This window comes from Phenylobacterium sp., from assembly GCF_036501465.1.
In the GTDB taxonomy this organism is placed as follows: Bacteria; Pseudomonadota; Alphaproteobacteria; order Caulobacterales; family Caulobacteraceae; genus Phenylobacterium.
Genome location: NZ_DASYAF010000153.1, coordinates 15,450 through 37,917, shown reverse-complemented (window position 1 = coordinate 37,917; position 22,468 = coordinate 15,450). Strand labels below are relative to the sequence as shown.

Sequence of the window (22,468 nt, the reverse complement as noted above, 5' to 3'; positions counted from 1 at the left end):
CTCTGGGCCGACGCCAAGGCCAAGGTCGCCAGGCTGAAGGCGGCCGGCAAGGTCAACGACGCCCAGGCCGATGCGCTCTTGGCCGACGCCAGGGCCGGCGTGCTGGGGATCAAGGCGCCCTACGAGCGGGTGATCGCGTGGGCTGAGGGCGAGCTGCCCAAGGCCCCGTCAGGCCGCACGGGCGCGGTCTCCCTGCCGGGTGGCCTCGAGTGGTACGCCGCGGCGCTGAAGCTCAACACCACCACCGACCTCACCCCCGACCAGGTCCACGCCCTGGGCCTGAAGGAGGTCGCGCGGATCCAGAAGGAGCAGGACGCGCTGGCCCAGAAGGCGGGCTTCAAGGATCGCCAGGCCTTCTACGACGACCGCGCGAAGAAGTTCCCGCCGACGCCCTGGACCGACGCCATCCGCGCCGACTACCTGCGCCAGTACAACGCGGCGATCACGCGCAACCGCACCCTGCTGCCCAAGGTCTTCACCAACCTGCCGGTCTACAGGGCCGAGGTCGTGCGCGAGCCTTCCTTCAGCGAGGTGGCGGGCGGCGCCGCCCACGCCTCAGGGCCCAACGCCGACGGGACGCGGCCGGGCCGGGTCTACATCCACATGCTGGGCGTCACCGACGACCCGGCCAACATCACCGACCTTATGTGCCACGAAGGCATCCCGGGCCACGTGATGCAGGGCGACATCCAGGTGCGCCAGAAGGGCGTTCCGAAGTTCCGCTCGGCCTACCGCTACGTGGCCTATGGCGAGGGCTGGGCGCTCTACACCGAATATCTGTGCAAGGAGATGGGCGCCTATCAGGACGTGGCGTCCGACTTTTTCCGCCTGGACGCCGAGCTGTTCCGCGCCGCGCGCCTGGTCACCGACACCGGCATCCACGCCAAGGGTTGGACCGAGGACCAGGCCGTCGACTACATGGTCAAGACCGGCCGCCGGCCGCCGCAACAGGCCCGCTCCGAAGTGCGCCGCTACATCACCCTTCCCGGCCAGGCGACCGGCTACAAGATCGGCATGCTGAAGATCATGGAGCTGCGCAAGAAAGCCGAGCGCGAGCTGGGGCCGAAGTTCGATGTCAGGGCCTACGACGACCTGGTGGTCGGCGAAGGCTCCCTGCCGCTCAGCGTGCTGGAGCGGGCGGTCGACGAATGGATCGCCAGCGTGAAAGCCAGCTGAATCCTTTGTCCGTTTCCCCGCGAAGGCGGTGACCTAGGCGTTTTTTGTGAGGGCCGTTCGATGACTTCCGCGCAGATGTTCTTCCAACCTAAGCCTGGGTCTCCGCCTTCGCGGGGAATGCGGAAACAAGGGGCGGCGGCGAGCCTCCTGGCGCTGGCCCTGATCGCCGCGCCGGCCGCCGTGATGCTTGCGGTCCCGGTTCCGGCCACGGCCCAGGCCAGCGCCGCGGAGGCCGAGCGCCTGCGGGTCTTCCTCGACAAGGAATATGCCGAGAGCCTGAAGTTCAGCCCGCAGCAGGCCACGTCCTTCGGCGACAAGTCGGGCCTCGACAAGCTGAACGACCTTTCCGACGCCGCCGACCTGCAGCGCCTGGAATGGCGGCGCGGCAGCGTGGCGCGCATGAAGGCCCAGTTCCAGCGGGACAAGCTGCCGATCGAGGGCAAGATCAGCTACGACCTGTGGCTCGACGAGCTGGACTCCGCCGAACTCAGCTACAAGTTCCGCGCCTACCAGTACCCGGCCGGCAACACCGACACGGCGCTGCCCAACTTCCTGATCAGCTCGCACCTGGTCGAGCAGCCGTCGGACATGGTCGCCTACAACGCCCGGGTGATGGCGCTGGGCCACGCCATGGACCAGGTGCTGGTGCGCGCCAAGGGCTCGGCCGCCCAGGGCATCCGCATGCCTCGCTTCCAGTACGAACGGGCGATCCGCGAGAGCACCAAGCTGACCAGCGGCGCGCCGTTCGATGGCGGACCGGATTCGCCGCTCTGGGCCGACGCCAAGGCCAAGGTCGGCAAGCTGCAGGCCGCGGGCAAGGTCACGCCGCAGGAGGCCGGGAAGCTGCTGGACGGGACCAGGACGGCCCTGCTCACCGGCATGAAGCCCGGCTACGACCGGCTGCTCGGCTGGCTGAAAAGCGACATCGCCAATTCCAAGTCCGGCAAGGTGGGCGCCGTCACCCTGCCCAACGGCCTGGCCTGGTACGCCGCGGCGCTGAAGCTGCAGACCCGCACCGACCTGACGGCCGACCAGATCCACAAGCTGGGCCTGTCGGAGGTGAAGCGCATCCAGGGCGAGATGGACCAGCTCGCCAGGAAGGCCGGGTTCCCGAACGCCGAGGCCTATTACAAGGAGCTCAACGCCAAGGATCCGCCGCAACCCTACAACGACCAGAACCGGGCCGAGATCCTGAAGTATTCCAACGACCTGATCGCCAACAACCGCACCCACCTGCCGGCGATGTTCCACGTCCTGCCGATCTATCCGATCGAGGTGGTGCGCGAGCCGAGCTTCAGCGAGGTGGCGGGCGGCGCGGCCCACACCAACGGGGCCAGCCCGGACGGCAAGCGGCCCGGCCGGGTCTATCTGCATATGCTGGGCAAGACCCCGCTGCGCGCCAGCCTGCCCGACCTGATGTGCCACGAGGGCATTCCCGGCCACGCCATGCAGGGCGACATCCGCGTGCGCATGCAGGGCGTGCCGAAGTTCCGCCTGGCCGCGCGCAACGCCGCCTTCAACGAGGGCTGGGGCCTCTATTCCGAGCTGCTGTGCAAGGAGATGGGCGTCTATCCGGACATCCCGTCGGACTTCATGCGGCTGGACGGCGAGCTGTTCCGCGCCGTACGCCTGGTCACCGACACCGGCATCCACGCCCAGGGCTGGACCGAGGATCAGGCGATCGACTACCTGAAGACCGTCGGCCATCGCAGCGACGACACCGCCCGCGCCGAGACCCGCCGCTATATCGTCGGCCCGGGCCAGGCGACGGCCTACAAGATCGGCATGATCCGCATCATGCAGCTGCGCGACCGGGCCTCGAAGGCGCTGGGCCCGAAGTTCGACATGAAGGCGTTCAACGACATGGTCATCGCCTCCGGTTCGCTGACGCTCTCGGTGCTCGACATGCGGGTGGACGAGTGGATCAAGGCGCAGAAGGGTAGGTGAGCGGCCATTTGGCCGCTCATCCCGGCGAAAGCCGGGATCCATGCGGAATCCGGGTGTGATCCTCGACGTCGCTGCTTAAGCTGAATGCCGCTTGGGTCCCGGCTTTCGCCGGGATGAGCGGATTGATGAAGTTGACGCCGGCGTCACTTTTGGGCATCGAGACCGGATGAGCGACCCGCCAAATCCCGATCCGGCCGCGCATGTGGTGATCCTGGGCGCGGGCCACGCCGGCGGGACGGCGTCGGCGCTGCTGCGCCAGTATGGGCATCCGGGGCCCATCACCCTGATCGGCGAGGAGCCGATCCCGCCCTACCAGCGCCCGCCGCTCTCCAAGGCGTGGCTGAAGGGCGAGGCCGACGCCGACTCCCTGGCGCTGAAGCCGCTGGAATTCTACGCCGAGCACGACATCGACTTCCGGCCCTTGATGAAGGCGCTGTCGATCAACCGTGGCGAAAAGACCGTGACCCTCTCGGACGGTTCGAGCCTTGCCTACGACGCCCTGATCCTCGCCACCGGGGCGCGGGCCATCGCGCTCCCGATCCCCGGCGCGGACCTGGCGGGCGTCATGTTCCTGCGCACCGCCGCCGATGCCGAGCGGCTCAAGGCCACGGTCGGGCCGGGTAAGACCCTGGCGGTGGTGGGCGGCGGCTATATCGGCCTGGAGGTCGCCGCCTCGGGCCGCGCCCTGGGCGCCGAGGTGGTGGTGCTGGAGCGCGAGAGCCGCCTGCTGGCCCGGGTGGCCTGCACGGTCCTCTCGGACTTCTTCAAGGCCTATCACCAGCAGCACGGGGTCACCTTCGAGCTCGGCGCCCTGGTCACCGGCTTCGAAGGCGAAGGCGGACAGGTCCGCGGCGTGCGCCTGGCCGACGGGCGGCTGATCGCCTGCGACGCGGTGGTGGTGGGCGTCGGCGCTGCGCCCAACGACGAGCTCGCCCGCGATTGCGGGCTGGAGACCGCGCGCGGCGTCACTGTCGACCTGGAGGCGCGCACCAGCGACCCGGCGATCTTCGCCATCGGCGATGTGGCCCACCGGCCGATGCCGATCTACGGGCGCATGTTCCGCATGGAGAGCGTGCCCAATGCGCTCGAGGGCGCCAAGCAGGCGGCCAGCGCCATCGCGGGCCGGCCGCCGCCGCCGGGCGAGACGCCCTGGCAGTGGTCCGACCAGTACGACCTGAAACTGCAGATCGCCGGCTACGCCTTCGACGTGGACGAGATCCTGGTGCGCGGCGACCCAGCCAGCGGCAAGTTCGCCGTCTTCCACCTGAAGGGCGACCAGGTGCAGTCGGTGGAGGCGATCAACAGCCCGCCGGAATTCATGATGGGCAAGCAGTTGATCCTGAACCGCCGCGCGGTCGACAAGGGAAGGCTTGCGAACCTCGCTGTTTCCATGAAAGAGGTCGCCGTCTAAACGGTGTTAAGTCATCCCTGAGAAAGCAGGGCGGCACGTCAGTCGAGAACTTTGGGGACCCCAGGGCGCATGGCCAAGATCACCTACATCGAGCATGACGGGACCGAGCACGTCATCGACGTGAAGACCGGCCTGTCGGTGATGGAAGGGGCGGTGAAGAACAACATCCCCGGTATCGACGCCGACTGCGGCGGCGCCTGCGCCTGCGCCACCTGCCACGTCTATGTGGACGAAGCCTGGCGCGGCAAGACCGGCGAGAAGTCGGCCATGGAGGAGTCGATGCTCGACTTCGCCGAGAACGTCGAGGACAACTCGCGGCTGTCCTGCCAGATCAGGGTCTCGGACGCGCTGGACGGGCTGGTGGTGCGGATGCCGGAGAGCCAGCACTAGGGGGCTGAAAGGATGCAATCCGTTTTGGACCGGCTCCTTGTCATGATGTTTTCTGATATCGCGGCTCGCGATAGCGGACTCTGAGCAGCGAGAGCCTAATGAGTGGTGGCGATCCAATTCTGCCAGTCGAGGCGGGGAGCCGACTAGGCCAGATCAGAGCCGCGCTTGGAGCGCTCGATCCTTATCTCGCAAGTAGCTGGTATCTGATCGCGATTGTACTCTCGGGCGCCTGGCTAGTAGCGATTTTGATTCTAGAACGGCGGCGCGCAATAATTCTCGCGTCTCTCGTCACTCCGATCTTCAGCTTCGTCGTTTCGATGCTGATTTCACTCTATGGCGGTCCGCGAGGGCTGCAGGTTGTTGAAAAGATAACTCGACCCTTTGGCCAAGTAGCAATGGTCGCATTGGGCGGAGCCGGCATTGGTTGGGGGTTGGTAGTCCTGCGTCGTCGATACCGCATCATCTATGGTTACGTTGAGGTTCTGGTTTCGGTAGGCCTGCTGTGTATCGTAGGGCTTCAACTGTTTTCGAAAGATGCGCTAGCCAATCTCGTCGCTTTCTTAAGTGCGATCTACGTTTTTGTCCGTGGCTTCACAAATATCGACGACGGCCGCGCGAAAGGTTGATCCGTCCGAATAGATCCGAGCCTTAAATCTCATGATCGATGCGAGCCTTGGGGCCTCGGCTTGTCAAGGAGCGGCCCCTGGCCGCCCGCCACGCGGCGCGCGTTCCGCGCGTCCTTGAGAAGCCGAGGCCCCCAGGCAAACTGGCCGGCATGAGATTTAAGCCGAAGCCTGTGGGACTATCTCCCGCTCATCCCCGCTAAGGCGGGGATCAAAGCTGAGGTTTGGGGACCGGGCGGCGCTGTTGATCTGCCTTGGGCTGTATGGATCCCCGCCTTAGCGGGGATGAGCGGGGGTGGGGCCACGCTCATCTCTTCGCGCAAGACGACGCTTCGTCCGCGGCTGGGAGTCTGAGAGACTCCACCTCCGACCTGCTTCGCAGGCCACCTCCTCCCACAAGGGGAGGAGGAGCGGAATCTCATGAGGTCGCGGAAAGGCGTGCGCGGATTCCGGGGGTTTGGGGGATTCCCGGGTTATCCTGGTCGGATGCGCCGATACCACCCGCCCTACGACCTCGCCGCCATGCAGGAGCGGGTGATCGAGCGGCTGGAGGCCGGGATGACGGTCGTGGGCGTGGCCCGGCTGGACGGGGCGCCCAGCAAGCACACGATCTACCGCTGGAGCTGGGAGGACGAGGGCTTCGCGCGGCGGATGCGGGCGGCGCAGGCCTGGGGGCAAGGGGTGCGGCAGGGCAATCGCAACGCCGCCGAGCTGTTCGATGCGGCCAAGGCGCAGGCGTTCCTGGCGCGGGTGCGGGCCGGCGAGCCGATCCGGCGGCTGGTGCGGACCAAGGGGTGGCCGAGCCGCGAGGCGCTGAACCTGTGGAAGCGGATGCGGCCGGACTTCGCCGTGGACCTGGCGGCGGCGGCCAAGGCGGCGCGGGCCTCGAAGCCCCTGCCGTTTCCCTATGACGAGGCGACCGCCGACCGGATCGTCCTCGGCTGCATGAAGGGCGAGCGGCTGCGCCAGGTGCTGAAGGCGCCGGACATGCCGAGCTGGCTGGCCGTCCAGCGCTGGCGCGCGGCGCGGCCGGAGTTCGCCGGCGCCCTGCGCGCCGCCCAGATCGCCTGCATGCGGCTCAAGCGCCGCGCGCGGCGGCGCGACACGCCGCAGGTGATCGATGCGGTGGAGCAGCACATCCTGCGCGGCGGGTCATTGCGCACAGCCGCGCGACAGCGGGGCATGCCGAACCGCAACACCCTCTATGAGTGGATGAAGACCCGGCCGCAGTTCGCCCGCCAGGTGGCGCTGGCCGAGATGTGGCGCGACCAGCGGATGGTCGACGACGTGCTGGACCGGATGCGGGCGCTGACCCCGGAGACCTTCGCCGAGGCCCAAGCGGGGTTCAAAGCGGCGAAGGTGCGGGCCGCCCAGCTCGGTGTGGGGCGGCGGGGGCGGCCAGAGCGGTCGTGAGATTCAAGCCGAAGCCTGGGTGACCTGCGCCTCTCCCGCGTCCGGGAGAGGCGCAGATTCAATTCCTACTGCGGGATCACCTTGGTCGTGGTGGTGACCGAGTCCGACGGCGTCGGCGCGGCATGGGTGGTGGTCGTCGTCGTGGTGTGGTGGGTGACCGTGGTGTGGGTCGTGTGATGGACCGCCGGATGGTGCGTCGTCACCGTGGTCTCCACCGCAGGCGCAGGCGCGGGCGGCTGGGCGGCGGCGATGGCCGCGGCGTTGCGCGCGGCCGCCGCGTCCGCCGCTGAGGAGGCCGCGGCCTGCTCGGCGGACTGGGCGCGGGCGTTGGCGTCGGCGGCTTGCTGCTGGGCGGCCTGCGCCTGCTGCTGGGCGGCGGACACCTGGTCCTGGGCTTGCGCCTGGGCCTGGGCCGTGGCCTGGGCGGCTTGGTCGCGCGCGGCGGCGACCTCGTTCCTGGCCGCGGCGTCGGTCGCCCGCTGGGCTTCCCGCGCCGAGGCCAGCGCGGCGTTGTGATGCTGCTGGGCGATGCCGATCGCGGTGTCGGCCATGGCCTGGGCCTGGATGGCGTCCTCGATCGCCCGGTCGCGGCGGTCGGTGTCGAAGTCGTGACGCGCGGTCGCCAGCATCGCGCGGGCGTCGGCGATGTTGCGCGGCGAGTCCGCGGTGGCGCCCAGGTCCTCGGCGGTGTGGATCTTGGCTTCCGCCGCCGCGATGGCCTCGCGGGCGCGTTCGGTGGTCCCGGCCGCCGCCGGCGTCGCGATCGCCAGGCCGATGGCGCTGGTGGCGAGCAACGATGCGAAGATGGTCTTGCGAAGCATGATGTTCTCCTGCCCACGACGGCGCGCCGCCGATGGGACTCTCCGTTTGTGTCGGGGCGGCAAACGGCTGGGGCGCGGATACGTTTCAGCGTTACCGGAGAATGTGAGCGGCGGGGCCGGGCCGAAAAGCGTCAGAACAGGCCCGGGAAGGCGCCCCCGTCCAGGAGCAGGTTCTGGCCGGTCACATAGCCCGCGTGCGCGCTGCACAGCATGGCGCACAGGGCGCCGAACTCAGCCGGATCGCCGACCCGGCCGGTGGGGTTGGCCGCGGCGACCGCCGCGCGCACCGCCTCCAGCGGCTGGCCGCGGGCGGCGGCCAGGGCGGCGTAGTAGGCCTCCAGCCGGTCGGTGGCGAAGTGGCCGGGCAGCAGGTTGTTGATCGTCACCCCGTCCTTCGCCACCTCGCGGGCGATGCCGCCCACCGCGCCGGTCAGGCCCGCCCGCGCGCCGTTGGAGAGACCCAGCATCGGCAGCGGCGCCTTCACAGCCCCGGAGGTGATGTTGACGATCCGGCCCCAGCCACGCGCGCGCATGGCGGGAACCAGGGCGCGGATCAGCTGCAGGGGCGCCACCATGTTGGCGGCGAGCGCCGCGCCCCACTCGGCCTCGCCCCAGTCCTCGAACCGGCCGGGCGCGGGACCGGCGGCGTTGGTGACCAGGATGTCGGGGTCGGGGCCGACGGCGACCAGGGCCGCGCGGCCGGCCTCGGTGGTGACGTCGCAGGCGACGGCCTGGACCTCGCGGCCCGAGGCGGCGCGGATCGCCTGGGCGGCGGCCTGCAGCGGCGCATCCGTGCGGGCGCAGATCACGAGGTCGCAGCCGGCGGCGGCCAGGGCCTCGGCGCAGGCTCGGCCCAGCCCCTTGCTGGCCCCGCAGACCAGGGCGCGGCGGCCCTCGATCCCCAAGCTGAAGCTCGCCATCGCTCTCGCCTTCCGCCCGGCCGGCGCCTAAGGTCGGTCCCGTGACCGACGCCGCAATCTTTGACGCCCAAGACTTCGCAAAGGCCATCGCCGAGCGCCACCGCAATCGCGAGCGCTTCACCCTCGACATGCCGGCCGGGCGCGCCGGCGACCTGGCGTTCGGCTACGCCACCCAGGCGCAGCTGCTGGCGCTGCTGGGCGGCGGGATCGTCGGCTGGAAGATCGGCCTGACCACGCCGCGCATGCAGCAGATGTGCGGCGTTGACGAGCCCATCGTGGGCGCGGTGCTGGCCGGCCGCATCCATGAGGCCGCTTCCGGTGGGCCGGCCCGCGTGGCGGTGGCCGACTACGTCCGCCTGGGGGTCGAGAGCGAGATCGCCCTGCGCATCGCCCGGCCGTTCCCGGACCGTGAGGTCACGCCGGCCGAGGCGCTGGGCCATGTGGACCGGGTCTGCGCGGCTTTCGAGCTGGTGGACGACAGCGCCGCCGACTACGCCCGCCTGTCGGCCGCGACCCTGGTCGCCGACAACGCCTGGAACGCCGGCCTGGTGCTGGGTCCGTCGCGGCCGGCGGGCGAGGTGGGCGCGCTGGCGGGCCGCAAGGGCGTGCTGAGCCGCGACGGCGAGGTGGTGGACGAAGGCTCCTCCAGCGACGTGCTGGGCGATCCGGCCAATGCGCTGGCCTGGCTCGCGGGGCGCCTCGCGCGCCAGGGCCAGCCGCTTTCGCCCGGCCAGTGGGTGTCCACCGGCTCCATCGTGCCGACCAGGTTCGTCGCCCCCGGCCAGGCCTGGCGGTTCGAGGTCGAGGGCCTGGCCCCCGTCGAGTTGGCGCTGGACTGAGGCCCGTCCGGCCGCGATCATCGTTCAGGCGCCTTAACCCCGTTGATTCACAACGACTTAAGGCTGGGCTGGCAGTCTCGCGCGATCACCGCAAGGAGAGCGGCAGGATGCGACGGTTCTTCGGACGCTTGGTCGGCGACCGGTCGGGCACGACCGCGATCGAATACGCCCTGATCGCGTCGCTCGTGGTGATGGCGATCGTCACGGCCGTCACGCTGATGGGCCAGCAGATCCTTGGCCTGTTCAACCAGGTCGCAGCCGCCTTTCCCTAGACCCAGCAGGGTTCAGGTCGAAACGACCCGGGTCCGCCGCATTGTGGTCACGCCTTGCGGCTTGTACGCGGGGGTATGGACCCTGCGCGGCGTTTGATTCTCATCACCCCGGTATTCGTCGCGCTCGCGCCCCTGGCCATTCCGGTCCCCGCGCAGGCGCAATATTCGCATGACGCCCAGGCGGTGATCGCCCGGGCCCGCGCGGCGAGCGGCGGGACGGCCTGGAACACCCTGCGCGGCTGGCACGAGACCGGCACCGACGGCGCCGCCGCCTACGAGCGGTGGATCGACCCCCTGCGCTACGGCATGCGGGTGGAGATGCACGAGGGCGCGGGCGGCGGGCCGCCGGTGGTGCGCGGCTTCAACGGCGCGGGCGAGTGGGGCATCTCGCCCGCGGGCCAGCAGACCGGCACCGGCGACGCCGGACGGCTGGCGACGGCGCGCACCGAGGACTTCTACGGGGTCTACGGTTTCCTCTACGCCAGCCGCTTCGACGCCCATGGGCGGCTGGTGGGCGAAAAGCGCGCGGGCGGTCGCAACTTCGATGTGGTGCTGGTCGAGCCCTGGCGGGCCGCCGCGCGCGAACTCTGGTTCGACCGCAGCACCGGCCTGCTGGGGCGGATGATCGAGCGCGACGGCGCGCGCACCCTGACGGTCGAACTGTCCGACTATCGCAAGGTCGGGCCGCTGAAGGTCGCCTTCCGCTTCGTCTCCAGCGACGGGCCGGAGGGCGCGGCGCGGGTGCGCCAGATCCGCACCCTCGACTTCGCCCCCGCCGACCGGGCGATGTTCAGCCTGCCGGCGCAACCTTAGCGGCGGCTGACTTTTCCTGGGCCCGGGCGCCGGCCAGGATGTTGGGCAGGCTGTAGTTGCCCTCGTGGCAGGCATACTCATAGATCGGCCCCTTGGCCGTGCGGAACGGCATCTCGCCCTTCCAGACCTGGGTGAAGGTCGAGGGGTCCTCCACCGAGAACTGGTACAGCATCTGGTCCTTGGCGGTGCGGGTGAAACGCTCGGTGACCTTGGTCTGCGGCGAATAGGCGAACCCGCCGCCCAGGGAGAAGATATGGCCCTTGGGGTTCAGGTTGGTGGTCTCGACCACCAGGGTGTCGCCCTCCCACCAGCCAACCGAATCGCCCAGCCAGGGCTGCAGGGCCGCGGGCTGGTGGGTGCGGTCGCCCATCCGGATCATCCGCACGTCGTGGTTCATCTCCACCTGGATGGCGACATAGTCCCGGGCCTGGATGATCTGGTAGTGGCCGTTGAAGCCGGTGTTCATCATCGGCGGGCCCTCGGGCGAGCCGATGGCGGTGATGCAGCGTTCCTGGGTGTCGCGGTCTTCGGGGTTGTCGAACTTCTCCGGCGCCGCGGCGCTCGCCGCGCGGGCCTTCTTCACGGCCTCGGTGTAGGGCAGATGGCCGTCGGCGGGATCGACGATCCAGGAGGTGCGCGGCTGGCCGTCGATGCGCGCCAGGCGCATGTCCATCTCGATGTAGTCGGACTGCGGCGCCTCCTTGACCACCGGCGGCGCCGGCGTCTTCGGATCGATCGGCGCGGGGTTGAGGAGGTCGCCGGTCATGGACTTGAAGACGCTGATCATCATCGCCTCCTCCTTGTCGGTGGCGATCAGGTTCTTGAAGATCGGCGGCCGCTGCAGGAAGGTCAGGGCGGTGTTGGTCCAGATCCCCTGCAGGTCGGGGTGGCCGTCGGCGGTGCGCGGGGCGCGATAGGCCGGGGTCGAGCGCGCGGGCGCCGGGGGGGCCGCGTTCGCCGACAGGGCGGCGGCCGTGGCGACGGCGGCGCAAAGGGCGAGCATCGAGACTCTCATGACAAGGCCTCCTGGATCGGGTGGGCGGCCCGGGGCGCGGGCCGAGACTTGCGGGGCGGATAGAGCGGGCCGTGGCGCACGCGCACCAGCCAGTAGGCGATGGTGATCACCAGGGCCGCCACCGGAATCCACTGCAGGTTCACCGTCGGGCCGTGGAAGAGCACGCCGCCGACCTTCGGCTGGGCCAGGGCCGACATGAGGGCGATCCACATGCCCAGCCCCATGCGCCAGATGTGGCGCGCCAGCTTGGCGGGCCCGACCAGCGCCGGCCCCAGGATCACCTTCAGGTCCAGGGCGGCGATCAGGCCGGCGATGCCAACCATCACGAAATAGGCGAACCAGGGCACGCCGGCGAGCTGGTGGCCGGGGCTCATCAGCGCCTTGCGGCCGAGGTAGCTCACCACCGCCATGGCGACCGCCAGGCCGGCCACGCCGGCGACTTCGAACCCGCCGCCCTTCACCTGGGTCCGTCGTCCGGCCATCCAGCCGGTCAGCACCAGGTAGAAGGTGATCGCGCCGCCGAAGGATGAGCCAACGTCGCCGATCATCGGGGCCACGACAGCGCCGACCCCGGCCATGGTCAGCATGGCGAACAGGAAGACGTCGCCGGCCAGGCGGTGGCGTCGCCCGCCCTTGCGGGCGGCCAGGGCGAGGGTTCCCGCGGCGAGGCCGGCGGCCCCGCCGCTGATGTGCAGGGCGAGCGCGGCGTCGGCGAGCAGGCGCACGGCGGCAGGCGCCGACGGATCGACGTGCAGGATCATCTCGAAGTCTCCTGTCGGAGGGGGTTTTGGCTCAGATCGGCTCGCGGCGTCGTCGCAGCCGGACGCAGGCTTCGAAGGCGACGGCGGCGAACACCAGGCCGCCCCAGAATCCGGGGTCGGTCAGAAAGGGCGTCACGTCGATCTGCGAGAGGTCGTGCAGCGGCGCCTTGCCCAGGCCGCCGACCGTATAGGCCGCGAAGCCGCCGATCAGGCGCTCGTGCAGGAAGTTCCAGACGTGGACGGTGCGCAGGGCCAGCATTTCGAGCAGGCACAGGCCGAACGGCGGGGCGACCGCCCACAGGAAGGTCATCCGCCTGGCCCAGACCGAGACCAGCATCAGCCAGCCGACGATCGGGGCGTACCAGAGGGAGAGGATCACCAGGGCGTAGGCGACCCCGAGCGTCATCGCCCCGAAGGTGGGCAGGCGGCTCAGGAGGGTCTCTGGCGCGACGCCGCTCGACGTCAGGACCACGCTGGCCAGGCCGACCATGATCGCCAGCACCGTCACAACCACCGCCAGCACCACCACCGGCAGCACCGCCAGGGGAATGAAGGCCTTGGAGAGCACCGTCGTGCGGTCGGAGACCGGCAGGGACTTCCAGAACAGGACGCTGCGGTCGCGCCGCTCGTTGTGCAGCGACCCCAGGCTGTAGAAAATCCCTACGATCAGGGCGGTGAGCAGCACGGCGCCCGCGCCGAAGCCGAACGGAGCCAGCATGACGAAGAGCTGCCCGCGCTGCCGGGCCACGTCGGCGTGGGTCGCCGGATTCGGTGCGTGGGCGACCGCCTGGACGGTGTCCGGCAGGCCGTGCAGGCCCAGCAGGAAGCCCACCAGGGCGATCGCGCCGACGATCGCCGGGGCGAGGTAGACCCGATGTTCCCAGAGCTCGCGGCGCACCGACCAGTAGAATGGACGGGTGCGGGCCGGCGCCGGGGTTGCGGCGGCAGGGGGCGTGGCGGCGTCGGTCATGCGGCGGCTCCCGTACGGGCGTCGGCCGCCTCGCCCATCATGGCGACGAACAGGTCGGCGAGACCGGGGGTGCGGACCTCGCCCAAGGCGGCCAGCCGGCCGCGGTCGGCGCCGTCGAACAGCAGGATGTGGCGGCCGAAGATCTGGCGCTCCAGGATCGGCTTCAGCGCCCGGGCGGCCTCGATGTTGTCCGACCCGACCATCACCTCGGCGTAGCGGCCCTCGAAGGCCTCCATGCTGCAGTCGAGCACGATGCGGCCCTTATCGATGAACACCACGTCGGTCAGGATGTGCTGGATCTCCTCCACCTGGTGGGTGGAGACGACAATGGTTCGACTATGGTCGAAATAGTCATTCAGCAGGCTGTCGTAGAACGACTTGCGATAGAGGATGTCGAGGCCGAGCGTCGGCTCGTCCAGCACCAGGAGCTTGGCGTCGATGGCCATCACCAGCGCCAGATGCAGCTGGGCGACCATGCCCTTGGAAAGCTGTCCGACCCGGCTGGTGCGCTTGATCGTGGTCTTGGCCAGGAAGGCCTCGGCCTTGGCCCGGTCGAACCGGGGGTGGACGCCGGCCACATAGTCCACGGCGTCGGCGACCTTGAGCCAGCGCGGCAGCACCGCCACGTCGGCGATGAAGCAGACCTCGGTCATCAGGGCGTCGCGATGCGCCCAGGGATCGCGGCCCAGCACCTTGAGCTGCCCCTGGTAGGGGATCAGGCCGAGCACCGCCTGCAAGGTGGTGCTCTTGCCCGCGCCGTTGGGGCCGATCAGCCCCAGGATGCGGCCTTCTTGGACCGTGAGGTCGACGCCGGCCAGCGCCACCGTCCGGCCGTAGGATTTGGCGAGCCCGCGGGCTTCGATCGAGGCCATGGGATCAGCCCTCCCCACGCTTGGACGCCGCGCCCAGCAGCTCGCCCGCCAGGCCCAGCCTCAGGATGGTGGCGTGAATCTCCGGCCAGCGCTCGCTCAGGAACCGGGCGCGCTCGGCGCCCAGCAGGAGCTCACGCGCGTCGGCCTTGACGAACATGCCCAGGCCCCGGCGCTTCTCCACGAGGCCCTCGGCCTCGAGGCCCTGGTAGGCCTTCAGCACGGTCAGCGGATTGACCCGGCTCTCGGTGGCGACATTGCGCACCGACGGCAGCGAATCCCCGTCCTTCAAGAGGCCGTCCAGGATCATGGCCACGACCCGATCGCGGATCTGGCGGTAAATCGGCTGGCTGTCATTCCAATCCGGGTCCACGAGTCGTCCTCATCCCCGACGGCCGGGGTTCATTGGTGTTATACATAGCTATAACACTATGACGAGTCAACCAGCCCTCTTCCAGCCCTTTCCCTCTCTGCCCCTCGCCTTCGCGGGGGTCGGGGGAGAGGCGGCGGAAATGCCCAAGACCCTCCTCTCCCCCGCGAAGCGAGAGGGAGAGGGAGAGGATCAAGGAGAGGGCTCAGGTGAGCCCCAGCTCCGGCTGGGCCACCACGGCCACGGCTTCCTCGGGGAGATGGCAGGTGAAGGTGGCGCCGGCGCCGGGCTCGCTTTCCAGCGCCACCCAGCCGCCGTGCAGTTCGGTCAGCGCCTTGACGAGCGCCAGGCCCAGGCCCGGCCCGCCGCGCTCGCGGCCGACGAAGCGGTCGAAGATGTGCGCCTGGACGTGGAAGGGGATGCCGCGGCCGGTGTCGGAGACGCTGAGCTGCACCTCGCCCAGGCCCTTCTTGGCGCCCAGGGTGACGGTCCCGCCGGCCGGGCTCTGGCCGAGCGCGTTCTCCACCAGGTGGTTGAGGATCTGGCTGAGGCGTCGCGTGTCGCCGCGGATCAGGCCGATGTCGTCGGGCGCTTCGACCACCAGCTTGACCTTGGCCGCCACGGCCTCCTCGCTCCAGCGCTCCGCCTGAGCGGCCAGGAGTTCGCCCACGCGCACGTCTTCCATGTCGAGCGCCATCTCGTCGGCGTCGATCTGGGCCATGTCGAGCACGTCGTCGATGGACCGCGCGAGCTGGGTGGCCGCCGATTTCACCGCCGCGGCGTGGCTGCGGCCGCGCTCCGACAGGGCCTCGCCGGAGCGTTCCAGGAGTTCGGAATAGCCGATGATCGTGGTGAGCGGCGTGCGCAGCTCATAGGAGACGTTGCCCACGAAGTCGCGCTTCAGCCGCTCGGCGTCGGCCAGCGCCTGCTCCTTGGCTTCCAGCGCCTGCTCGACCTTGCGCGCGTCGGTGACGTCAGTGAAGGCGACCAGGGTCGCACCGTCCGGCAGGGGCCGCGACTGATAGAGCACGATGCGGCTGTCGGAGGTCTTGACCTCGCCGGTGGTGGGCGCGCGGGCCTGCGGATCGGGGTCGGCGACCCGGCCTTTCAGCTCGGCCCAGAAGCCGCGGTCGTGCAGCTTGGGGATGCAGAGCTCGACCACGCCCTCGAAGTCGCCGGCCGATTCAAGCTGCGGCGGCGTCACGTTCCAGAAGGCGCAGAACGCCTCGTTGTGCAGCCGCAGCCGCCCGTCGGAGCCGAACACCACCACCGCGTCGGAGAGCTTGTCGAGGGTCGCCTGCTGCACCTGGATCAGGGCGTTGTACTGCGCCTTCAGCTTCAGCTCGTCGGTGATGTCGCTGAACAGCAGCAGCAGGCCGCCCATGGGGTGCGGCTGGCGAACCACCTTCAGCGTGCGGGCGTCGGGCAGGGACCACATGTCGTCGGGGCCCGCGGCGAGGCGTTCGTAGCGGTCGAGCTCGCCCGCCTTCCACTTGGCGTAGTCGGCGGTCTCCGGCAGGCGTCGGCGCTGGCGCAGGCGGTCCAACACCTCCGAATGGCTGGGCTGTTCGGCGAGCCACGCCGGCTCCAGCCCCCACAACTCGGCGAAGGCCACATTGTGGAACATCAGCTTCTTGGCCTTGTCGAAGACCGCCACCGCCTCGTCGATATGGTTCAGGGTCTCGTCGTGCGCCTCGACATTGCGCTTCAGCAGTTCGCGCAGGTCTTCCTGTTCGCTCACGTCCTCGGTCCAGACGCCGACGCCGCCGCCCTCCAGCGGCTGGGCGGCGATGTGGAAGGCGCGGCGCTTGCCGGCGACGGTGGCCCAGCGGACCGTGTCGCGCCGCTGGCCCAGGTTGGCGGCCTCGCTGGCGAGCGCGTCGGCGCCGCGGTCGAAGGCCGCGCCGCGGGCAGCCGCCTCGTCGAGGCTGGCGGCGTCCACCGCCTTCAGCCAGGCCGCATTGACCCAGACCGGCGAGCCGTCGGCGGCGGCGATCCAGGCCGGGGTCGGGCGCGCGTTCAGGAAGGCGGCGAAGCGCGGGGCGGTGGGCAGGCCCTGGTCCTCGGTCTGGCCGACGGAGAGCCGCAGCCAGGCCATGGCGCCGGCCGCGCGGCCCTCCACCGCGATCAGTCCCTTGTCGCCGCGCACCTCGAAGGCGCAGGCCTCGCCGCGCTCGAAGAGGGCGCGAAGCCGCCGGGCGTGATCGGGGTCGGCGCGCATCAGGGCGTTGACGACCCCCTGCGGATCGGGTTCGGCCAAGCCCAGCGCCTCGGCGCAGAGCGCCAGGGACTCCTCGCCCGACGCCAGCAGGGCGCGGCCGTCCTCCACCGCCAGCAGGGCGGAATCGAACGCCTCGGCCGAGGCCTGGGCGGCGTCGGCGCGGGCCTCCATGCCGGCCAGCCGGCGACTGATCTCGGCCACGCGCGCCCGGGCGGCCCGGCGCTGGGCCAGCGCCCAGAGCACCGCGCAGATGGCGAGCGACACCGCGCCCGCCGCGGCGGCCAGGATCAGTTGTCGGGCGTCCATGCCTCTAGGTCGTCAGCCCCGCATCCGGCGAATCAGCCTCCTCGCACCCTAAGCCGCGTCGGACGTCGCCGCATCCGCGCCCCATAAAGATAGGCTAAAGTCGCCCGATGAGCGCGATCCTCTATCCGGTGGCGGCGAATGCGGAGCTGGCGATGGCCGCCGCCCTGGGCCGCGCGGCGCGCGAGCGGGAGGCGCACGGGCTGGCCGGCGAGGCCGTGGTCTTCACCACCGACGTCACCGGCCCGGCCTTCGCCGACGAGGCGGCGGCCCAGGCGGCCTTCGCAGCCCCCCTGGCCGAGGGCTGGGCCAGGCTCTCCGAACAGATCCTCCCCGGCCAGACGGTCGGCCACGCCGAGGCGGCCTGCGAAGATGGCCATCGCTGGACCGCGCTGGCGCAGCCCGCGCCGCGCACCGCCTGGCGGCTGATGGTCTCCTACTGGCGGGTCGCCACCGCCGGGCGGCCGATCTCCGCGCCCCAGGCCCGCGCCGCGCGGCGGGGCAAGCAGCCGCTCGACCCCAAGACCCTGCAGGTCATGGCGCGCCAGCCGCTGCGCCCGATCGCGCCGCAACAGCCGTTGGACATCGGACTCTTCGAGGTGCGCCCGCCCGACGCGCCGCATATCGTGATGCCCGATGAGTGACACACCGAGCTTCGGGACGGCGCCGTCCCTCGACGACCTGGCCGCGGTGGCCCAGGCGGCCTTCCAGGCCCTGCCGCCGGCGTTCCGCAAGCTGGCCGGCGACGTGGTCTTCCGGGTCGACGACTTCCCGAGCGAGGAGGTGCTGGACGACCTCGGCATCGACGACGCCTTCGGCCTGACCGGCCTCTACCAGGGCGTCGACATCGGCCATCGCGACACGGCCGGGCCAGCGGCGGGTCCCTCGATGATCTTCCTCTATCGCCGCCCGATCCTCGACGAATGGGCCGAGCACGGCGAGATCACGCTCGAGGAACTGGTCGCCCACGTCCTGGTGCACGAGATCGGCCACCACATGGGCCTCTCCGACGCCCAGATCCACGCCATCGAGGCGCAGGCGGGCTGACAGCCCCTAGGTCGGGACCCCGATGCCGGGCGAACCCCAGGGGAGGGTGGTCGTGGCGATCATGTTCGTCAGGGTCTCAGGCCCCTGATGATAGGGCCAGGGCCGCGCCGCCACGCCGAGGTCGGCGGCGACCGCACGGATGGTGTCGGGGCAGAAGCAATAGTTGACGATGCGGCTCACCCTGCCCTCGGCGCCCTGCAGGCGCATGACGTCGAACAGCGCTTCGGTCCCGTCGCGGCCGGTGCGGAAGAACAGGGCCACCCATTCGCCACGGTAGTCGTGGGCGGCGATCCGCACGCCCCGATGACTGACGCTGGCCTCGATCCAGCCGCCGCGCGGACCCCGCCCACCGCCGACCCCTGGGACCTCGAAGGCGCAGGTCTCGGTGACCACGGCCACGATTCGCGCGGCGTCGCGGCTGCGGAAGGCCTCGACGAAGGCGTCGACCAGCGCGCGGGGCGGGCCGTCGCCGCCGACCGGCTCGACCGCCGCCTTCAGGGCGCCGCGGCCGCGGCTGAGCGCGGCCTTCACCGCGCCCACGGTGGTTCGCAGCTGGTCGGCGATCTCCTCCAGGCTGAATTCGAACACGTCCTTCAGGATGATGGCGGCGCGGGCCTGCGGCGAGGCGGCCATCAGCCGCTCGCCTGCCGCGAGCAGGGCCTCGGCGTCCAGGTCGCCGGCTTGGGCGACCGGCGCGGTCAGCGCCTGGGCTTCCCGCGCGCGCCGGCGCTGCTGGTCGATCCACAGGTTGGTGGCGGTGCGGAACAGATAGGCCCGAGCATCGGCCACCGGACTGCCGGGACCATGCAGGTCGCCCCGGCCGATGATGGCGAAGCCGCGCAACAGGGTCTCCTGCACCAGGTCCTCGGCGTCCCAGACGCTGCCTGTCAGGCGCAGACCGTAGGCGTGCAGCGGCGTTCGCAAGGGCTCGACCGTGTCGAGGTAGGCGAACCAGCTCGCCCGCAGCGCCCGGGCGGTTTCGTCGGTGATCGGCGTCGCGGTCATGGTGCGGCCCCCGGCAGACTATGCTCCAAACCCAAGACGTCGCGCAGATGCGAAAGGATACGGGCGAACTCGACCGCCCGGCCCGGCGGCCCTACCGTATCCTAGCGACAAGGGGGACGGGGTCATGGACGGAAGGATCGTGGCGGGTTTGGGCGCGGTGGCGGTTGCGATCGGCGCGGTGGGAACAGCGGCGGCGGCGCCGATTCCGGCCGGATCGACCTATGTGGCGCTGGGCAGTTCCTACGCCGCGGGGCCCGGCATCGCCCAGATGGCCCCCGACAGTCCCGGCCGCTGCGGCCAGTCCACCGACAACTACGCCCGCCAGGTGGCCCGCGCGCTGAAGCTCAACCTGGTCGACCGGAGCTGCGGCGGGGCGACCACGGCCGACATCCTGGGCTCCGGCCCGCTGAAGCTCAGCCCGCAGATCGAGGGCGTCACCGCCGACGCGCGGCTGGTGACCGTCACCATCGGCGGCAACGACGTGCGCTACATGGCCGGCCTCGGCGCCGCGGTCTGCCACAACAACCCGGACCGCTTCGCAGAGGCTGTGCGCGCCCGGGCCTGCACGACGCCGGCGGACTTCAACCTTGGCGCGGCCTTCGCCGACGCGGCGACCAACATGGGCGTCATCGCCGCCGAGGTGCGCCGCCGCGCGCCGCAGGCGCGGCTGGTGTTCGTGGACTACATCACCGTCCTGCCGCCGGGCGCGCCCTGCGCCGCCACCGGCCTTACGAGCGCCGACGCCGAGGACCTGCGCGCCCGCGCCGAACGGCTGGAGCAGCTTACCGAGCGCGTGGCCAAGGCCGCCCACGCCGACCTGATCACCGCCTCCCAGCTCAGCCGCCGCCACGACGCCTGCGCCGCCGAGCCCTGGGTGGAGGCCTTCGTGCCGGCGCGCCAGGGCGGCGGCTGGGGCCCGGTCAGCTTCCACCCGCGGCTGGCGGCCATGACGGCGATCGCCGAGGCCCTGGAGCGCAGGCTCGGCCATTGACGCGGCGGCGCGTTCGCATGTGACGCGAGAAAGGTGACGCAGCCGTCACTTTCGTTGACTAAACGCCGTTCAGATGAGATGGTCGCAGCCTGCCCCGACCCTGATGCGCACATCGGGGTCAGAGCTTCGAATTTTCCGGGCCGGGCCGCCAAGCGCCAGGCCAATCCCCCGCGAGGACGCCATGGCCGCCGACGGCAACATCACCAAGGACATCATCTACGACGCCGTCGCGCCGGACGACTTCGAGTCGATGCTGGAGCTGGACCGCTACAACGCGCGCTCCACCGCCTTCGACAAGATCATCAGCGCCACCCACGACCACTTCTGGGACCCGCTGGATTCCAAGTACATCGACTTCTCCGAGCCCTTCGACATGGAAGCGACCATGATCCTGCCGGAGAAGATGATCGGGCCGTTGCAGCTCGACTACGTCAACGAGGTGCTGGGCACCGAAAAGCGCCGGATCGCCTTCGCCAACGCCCAGACGTTGCGCACCTTCTCCTCGATCCTGCACGGCGAGCAGGGGGCGCTGAACCTGTCGGCCAGCCTCTGCCACGTGCTGAAGGACCAGGGCGCGCAGGAATACGCCGCCAACCAGACCCGCGAGGAGGCGCGCCACGTCACCGCCTTCGCCCGCTACATCAAGGCCCGCTGGGGCCGGCCGGTGGAATGCGGCCCCATCTTGAAAGACTTGCTGGTGGAGATCATCGGCAGCCCGGAGGTCTACAAGAAGATCATCGGCATGCAGATGCTGGTGGAGGGCCTGGCCATGGGCGCCTTCGCCACCATCTTCAACGAGACCAACGACCCGCTGGCCAGGAAGCTGACCCAGCTGGTGATGACCGACGAGGCCTTCCACCACAAGTTCGGGAAGATCTGGGCCGACCGCACCATCCCGCACCTCACGCCCGCCGAGCACGAGATCATCGAGATGTGGGCGGCGCACTGCTTCCAGACGCTGCTGTTCAACCTGGTGGCCCCGACCCAGAACGTCGGCCTCTACGAGGAATTCGGCCTCGACCCGAACCGGGTGATCGAGGAGATGGGCAAGCTGGTCAACGACGAGACCCGCCGCGAGGAGATGAAGGAAGCCACCAACATCTTCCGCGTGCTGGTGAAGACCCTGGTCAACGCCGGCATCATCACCGAGCGCACCAAGGCCTTCTACGCCGTCTATGTCGACATCGACGAGCTGAAGGGCGAGGGCGACAAGATGGTCGGCGACGACATCGCCGAGGAGGGGATCAGGTACCTCCAGGCCATCAACTTCAAGGACCGCGCGCTCGCCAAGGCGCTGATCGCGGCCGAGTAGCTTGCGCTCTCCCTTCTCCCGCAAGGGGAGAAGGGTCTTTCACGCCACGATGGGCAGGGCGCCGAGGGCCTGGGCGGCGGGCTTGGCCGTGACGCGCAGCGGTCGGCTCGCCACGGCCAGCTTGCGGAAGGCCAGGATCGCCAGCGGGGTGAAGATCGCCATCGCCGCCAGGGCCGGCGCGAACTTGGGGTCGGCGAAGCCCATGCCGTGGGCGACCTGGTCGTGCGGCCAGAGCACCGTGAAGCCCATCACGTCGCCCACGCTGTGGACCACCATCACCGCGTACAGCGAATTGGTCAGGTAGCCGATCAGGGCGAAGATCAGGCCGGCCCCGAAGTAGAGGCCGAGCTTCACCGCATCGAGCCCCTGGACCACATGGACGGCGGCGAACAGCACGGTCGAGCCGATGATCGCGGCCGGGGCGTTGTTCCAGGCCTTCTGCAGGATGCCCGTGGCATAGCCGCGGAAGGCGGCCTCCTCGCTGAGCGGCGCGGCGAGGGCGGCCATCACCAGGAATGAGATCACCGTCACGAGCGGGATATGCCCCATCTTCGGCTGCACGCCCGGCGGGATGTGGACCAGGTCCGAGGCGGCGATCCACAGGCCCCCGAAGGCGGCCATGCCGAGCACGCCGGCCCCGACGGCCAGGAAGAAGGTGGGCCAGGGCATGCGGTTCCAGCGGAACAGTTCGCGCCGCCGTTCACGCCCGGCCTTGGGCCCGATGCGGCCGGAGAGGACGCCGAGCAGGCCGGCCAGCAGCACGGCCATGGTCGGCGCGGCCCAGGGGATGGCCGGGTGGAGCTTGATGTTGGCGATCACCAGGGGCTGCCAGAGCCACTGGCCATAGGCCACGATGCCGAGGCTTACGGCCGTGGCGAGGACGAAGCCGCTGACCTGGCGGGCGATGGTGCGGATGGCGCTGGTCATGGATGACCCTCCCTTTTCGATGGGATGAGCCTGCCGGCGCGCGCCGACGAAG

23 protein-coding genes are annotated in these 22,468 nt (G+C 70.2%); 13 read left to right on the top strand and 10 right to left on the bottom strand.

Going from position 1 to position 22,468, the window contains the following annotated elements:
• The 6 genes from VGL85_RS17505 to VGL85_RS17480 all read left to right on the top strand — a co-directional run.
• Positions 1–1,176: DUF885 domain-containing protein (locus VGL85_RS17505; RefSeq protein WP_331590276.1), on the top strand; the 1,176-nt coding region annotated here is incomplete at its 5' end.
• Between the two features lie 117 nt (positions 1,177–1,293).
• Positions 1,294–3,123: a DUF885 domain-containing protein gene (locus VGL85_RS17500; protein ID WP_331590275.1), complete on the top strand. Its 1,830-nt coding sequence runs from the start codon at positions 1,294–1,296 to the stop codon at positions 3,121–3,123.
• Between the two features lie 166 nt (positions 3,124–3,289).
• A complete protein-coding gene (locus VGL85_RS17495; RefSeq protein WP_331590274.1) occupies positions 3,290–4,534 on the top strand; it encodes an NAD(P)/FAD-dependent oxidoreductase in 1,245 nt (414 codons plus the stop codon).
• 69 nt (positions 4,535–4,603) lie between these two features.
• Positions 4,604–4,924: a 2Fe-2S iron-sulfur cluster-binding protein gene (locus tag VGL85_RS17490; protein WP_331590273.1), complete on the top strand. Its 321-nt coding sequence runs from the start codon at positions 4,604–4,606 to the stop codon at positions 4,922–4,924.
• A gap of 98 nt (positions 4,925–5,022) precedes the next feature.
• Positions 5,023–5,550 carry a hypothetical protein gene (locus tag VGL85_RS17485; protein ID WP_331590272.1) on the top strand — a complete coding sequence of 176 codons (528 nt, stop codon included), beginning with the start codon at positions 5,023–5,025 and terminating at the stop codon, positions 5,548–5,550.
• A 483-nt stretch (positions 5,551–6,033) separates the two neighbouring features.
• Positions 6,034–6,960 carry a hypothetical protein gene (locus VGL85_RS17480; RefSeq protein ID WP_331590271.1) on the top strand — a complete coding sequence of 309 codons (927 nt, stop codon included), beginning with the start codon at positions 6,034–6,036 and terminating at the stop codon, positions 6,958–6,960.
• A 65-nt stretch (positions 6,961–7,025) separates the two neighbouring features.
• Here VGL85_RS17480 and VGL85_RS17475 read toward each other — a convergent pair whose 3' ends face one another.
• Together VGL85_RS17475 and VGL85_RS17470 are read right to left on the bottom strand one after the other, a co-directional pair.
• Complete coding sequence (locus tag VGL85_RS17475) at positions 7,026–7,781, bottom strand: hypothetical protein (RefSeq protein WP_331590270.1); 756 nt, start codon at positions 7,779–7,781, stop codon at positions 7,026–7,028.
• Between the two features lie 131 nt (positions 7,782–7,912).
• Entirely contained in the window at positions 7,913–8,701 is a 789-nt protein-coding gene (locus tag VGL85_RS17470) for an SDR family oxidoreductase (protein ID WP_331590269.1), read from the bottom strand.
• A 41-nt stretch (positions 8,702–8,742) separates the two neighbouring features.
• Between VGL85_RS17470 and VGL85_RS17465 the strand changes: the two genes are divergently transcribed.
• The 3 genes from VGL85_RS17465 (at position 8,743) to VGL85_RS17455 (ending at position 10,625) form a co-directional block, all read left to right on the top strand.
• Positions 8,743–9,540 carry a 2-keto-4-pentenoate hydratase gene (locus tag VGL85_RS17465; RefSeq protein WP_331590268.1) on the top strand — a complete coding sequence of 266 codons (798 nt, stop codon included), beginning with the start codon at positions 8,743–8,745 and terminating at the stop codon, positions 9,538–9,540.
• Positions 9,541–9,647: 107 nt separating this feature from the next.
• Positions 9,648–9,812, top strand: a complete 165-nt coding sequence (locus VGL85_RS17460) for a Flp family type IVb pilin (RefSeq protein WP_331590267.1) — start codon at positions 9,648–9,650, stop codon at positions 9,810–9,812.
• 93 nt (positions 9,813–9,905) lie between these two features.
• Positions 9,906–10,625: a hypothetical protein gene (locus VGL85_RS17455; protein ID WP_331590266.1), complete on the top strand. Its 720-nt coding sequence runs from the start codon at positions 9,906–9,908 to the stop codon at positions 10,623–10,625.
• On the opposite strand, the gene VGL85_RS17450 is transcribed toward VGL85_RS17455, so the two are convergent.
• The 6 genes from VGL85_RS17450 to VGL85_RS17425 form a co-directional block, all read right to left on the bottom strand.
• A complete protein-coding gene (locus tag VGL85_RS17450) occupies positions 10,603–11,640 on the bottom strand; it encodes a hypothetical protein (protein WP_331590265.1) in 1,038 nt (345 codons plus the stop codon). The two genes, VGL85_RS17455 and VGL85_RS17450, sit on opposite strands and share 23 nt — an antisense overlap.
• Positions 11,637–12,401, bottom strand: a complete 765-nt coding sequence (locus tag VGL85_RS17445) for a hypothetical protein (protein ID WP_331590264.1) — start codon at positions 12,399–12,401, stop codon at positions 11,637–11,639. The genes VGL85_RS17450 and VGL85_RS17445 overlap by 4 nt, the downstream gene beginning before the upstream one ends.
• A gap of 31 nt (positions 12,402–12,432) precedes the next feature.
• Positions 12,433–13,371: a hypothetical protein gene (locus VGL85_RS17440; protein ID WP_331590263.1), complete on the bottom strand. Its 939-nt coding sequence runs from the start codon at positions 13,369–13,371 to the stop codon at positions 12,433–12,435.
• Positions 13,368–14,243 (bottom strand): ABC transporter ATP-binding protein, encoded by an 876-nt coding sequence (locus VGL85_RS17435; RefSeq protein ID WP_331590262.1) that lies wholly within the window; start codon positions 14,241–14,243, stop codon positions 13,368–13,370. The genes VGL85_RS17440 and VGL85_RS17435 overlap by 4 nt, the downstream gene beginning before the upstream one ends.
• A 4-nt stretch (positions 14,244–14,247) precedes the next feature.
• On the bottom strand, positions 14,248–14,613 hold the full coding sequence (locus VGL85_RS17430; protein ID WP_331590261.1) for a GntR family transcriptional regulator: 366 nt from the start codon (positions 14,611–14,613) through the stop codon (positions 14,248–14,250).
• Positions 14,614–14,815: 202 nt separating this feature from the next.
• Positions 14,816–17,137 (bottom strand): sensor histidine kinase, encoded by a 2,322-nt coding sequence (locus VGL85_RS17425; protein WP_331590260.1) that lies wholly within the window; start codon positions 17,135–17,137, stop codon positions 14,816–14,818.
• Between the two features lie 107 nt (positions 17,138–17,244).
• Between VGL85_RS17425 and VGL85_RS17420 the strand changes: the two genes are divergently transcribed.
• Together VGL85_RS17420 and VGL85_RS17415 are read left to right on the top strand one after the other, a co-directional pair.
• Positions 17,245–17,778, top strand: a complete 534-nt coding sequence (locus VGL85_RS17420; protein ID WP_331590259.1) for a hypothetical protein — start codon at positions 17,245–17,247, stop codon at positions 17,776–17,778.
• Positions 17,771–18,181: a metallopeptidase family protein gene (locus VGL85_RS17415; protein WP_331590258.1), complete on the top strand. Its 411-nt coding sequence runs from the start codon at positions 17,771–17,773 to the stop codon at positions 18,179–18,181. Before VGL85_RS17420 ends, VGL85_RS17415 begins: the two co-directional genes overlap by 8 nt.
• A gap of 6 nt (positions 18,182–18,187) precedes the next feature.
• On the opposite strand, the gene VGL85_RS17410 is transcribed toward VGL85_RS17415, so the two are convergent.
• Positions 18,188–19,186, bottom strand: a complete 999-nt coding sequence (locus VGL85_RS17410) for an RNA polymerase sigma factor (protein ID WP_331590257.1) — start codon at positions 19,184–19,186, stop codon at positions 18,188–18,190.
• 124 nt (positions 19,187–19,310) lie between these two features.
• Here VGL85_RS17410 and VGL85_RS17405 point away from each other — a divergent pair, with 124 nt between their 5' ends.
• Both VGL85_RS17405 and VGL85_RS17400 read left to right on the top strand, forming a co-directional pair.
• Positions 19,311–20,177 carry an SGNH/GDSL hydrolase family protein gene (locus tag VGL85_RS17405; protein WP_331590256.1) on the top strand — a complete coding sequence of 289 codons (867 nt, stop codon included), beginning with the start codon at positions 19,311–19,313 and terminating at the stop codon, positions 20,175–20,177.
• A 181-nt stretch (positions 20,178–20,358) separates the two neighbouring features.
• The gene (locus tag VGL85_RS17400; protein WP_331590255.1) at positions 20,359–21,489 is read left to right on the top strand and encodes a ferritin-like domain-containing protein; all 1,131 of its coding nucleotides are present in this window, start codon (positions 20,359–20,361) and stop codon (positions 21,487–21,489) included.
• Between the two features lie 39 nt (positions 21,490–21,528).
• On the opposite strand, the gene VGL85_RS17395 is transcribed toward VGL85_RS17400, so the two are convergent.
• Positions 21,529–22,416 (bottom strand): type II CAAX endopeptidase family protein, encoded by an 888-nt coding sequence (locus tag VGL85_RS17395; protein ID WP_331590254.1) that lies wholly within the window; start codon positions 22,414–22,416, stop codon positions 21,529–21,531.
• Between the last annotated feature and the right edge of the window lie 52 nt (positions 22,417–22,468).

Coding starts and splice junctions, on each gene's coding strand:
- VGL85_RS17400 (WP_331590255.1), top strand. CDS start 20,359: ATGGCCGCCGACGGCAACATCACCAAGGACATCATCTACGACGCCGTC.
- VGL85_RS17475 (WP_331590270.1), bottom strand. CDS start 7,781: ATGCTTCGCAAGACCATCTTCGCATCGTTGCTCGCCACCAGCGCCATC.
- VGL85_RS17450 (WP_331590265.1), bottom strand. CDS start 11,640: ATGAGAGTCTCGATGCTCGCCCTTTGCGCCGCCGTCGCCACGGCCGCC.
- VGL85_RS17470 (WP_331590269.1), bottom strand. CDS start 8,701: ATGGCGAGCTTCAGCTTGGGGATCGAGGGCCGCCGCGCCCTGGTCTGC.
- VGL85_RS17480 (WP_331590271.1), top strand. CDS start 6,034: ATGCGCCGATACCACCCGCCCTACGACCTCGCCGCCATGCAGGAGCGG.
- VGL85_RS17410 (WP_331590257.1), bottom strand. CDS start 19,186: ATGACCGCGACGCCGATCACCGACGAAACCGCCCGGGCGCTGCGGGCG.
- VGL85_RS17440 (WP_331590263.1), bottom strand. CDS start 13,371: ATGACCGACGCCGCCACGCCCCCTGCCGCCGCAACCCCGGCGCCGGCC.
- VGL85_RS17415 (WP_331590258.1), top strand. CDS start 17,771: ATGAGTGACACACCGAGCTTCGGGACGGCGCCGTCCCTCGACGACCTG.
- VGL85_RS17425 (WP_331590260.1), bottom strand. CDS start 17,137: ATGGACGCCCGACAACTGATCCTGGCCGCCGCGGCGGGCGCGGTGTCG.
- VGL85_RS17460 (WP_331590267.1), top strand. CDS start 9,648: ATGCGACGGTTCTTCGGACGCTTGGTCGGCGACCGGTCGGGCACGACC.
- VGL85_RS17435 (WP_331590262.1), bottom strand. CDS start 14,243: ATGGCCTCGATCGAAGCCCGCGGGCTCGCCAAATCCTACGGCCGGACG.
- VGL85_RS17445 (WP_331590264.1), bottom strand. CDS start 12,401: ATGATCCTGCACGTCGATCCGTCGGCGCCTGCCGCCGTGCGCCTGCTC.
- VGL85_RS17420 (WP_331590259.1), top strand. CDS start 17,245: ATGAGCGCGATCCTCTATCCGGTGGCGGCGAATGCGGAGCTGGCGATG.
- VGL85_RS17495 (WP_331590274.1), top strand. CDS start 3,290: ATGAGCGACCCGCCAAATCCCGATCCGGCCGCGCATGTGGTGATCCTG.
- VGL85_RS17490 (WP_331590273.1), top strand. CDS start 4,604: ATGGCCAAGATCACCTACATCGAGCATGACGGGACCGAGCACGTCATC.
- VGL85_RS17485 (WP_331590272.1), top strand. CDS start 5,023: ATGAGTGGTGGCGATCCAATTCTGCCAGTCGAGGCGGGGAGCCGACTA.
- VGL85_RS17395 (WP_331590254.1), bottom strand. CDS start 22,416: ATGACCAGCGCCATCCGCACCATCGCCCGCCAGGTCAGCGGCTTCGTC.
- VGL85_RS17405 (WP_331590256.1), top strand. CDS start 19,311: ATGGACGGAAGGATCGTGGCGGGTTTGGGCGCGGTGGCGGTTGCGATC.
- VGL85_RS17500 (WP_331590275.1), top strand. CDS start 1,294: ATGCGGAAACAAGGGGCGGCGGCGAGCCTCCTGGCGCTGGCCCTGATC.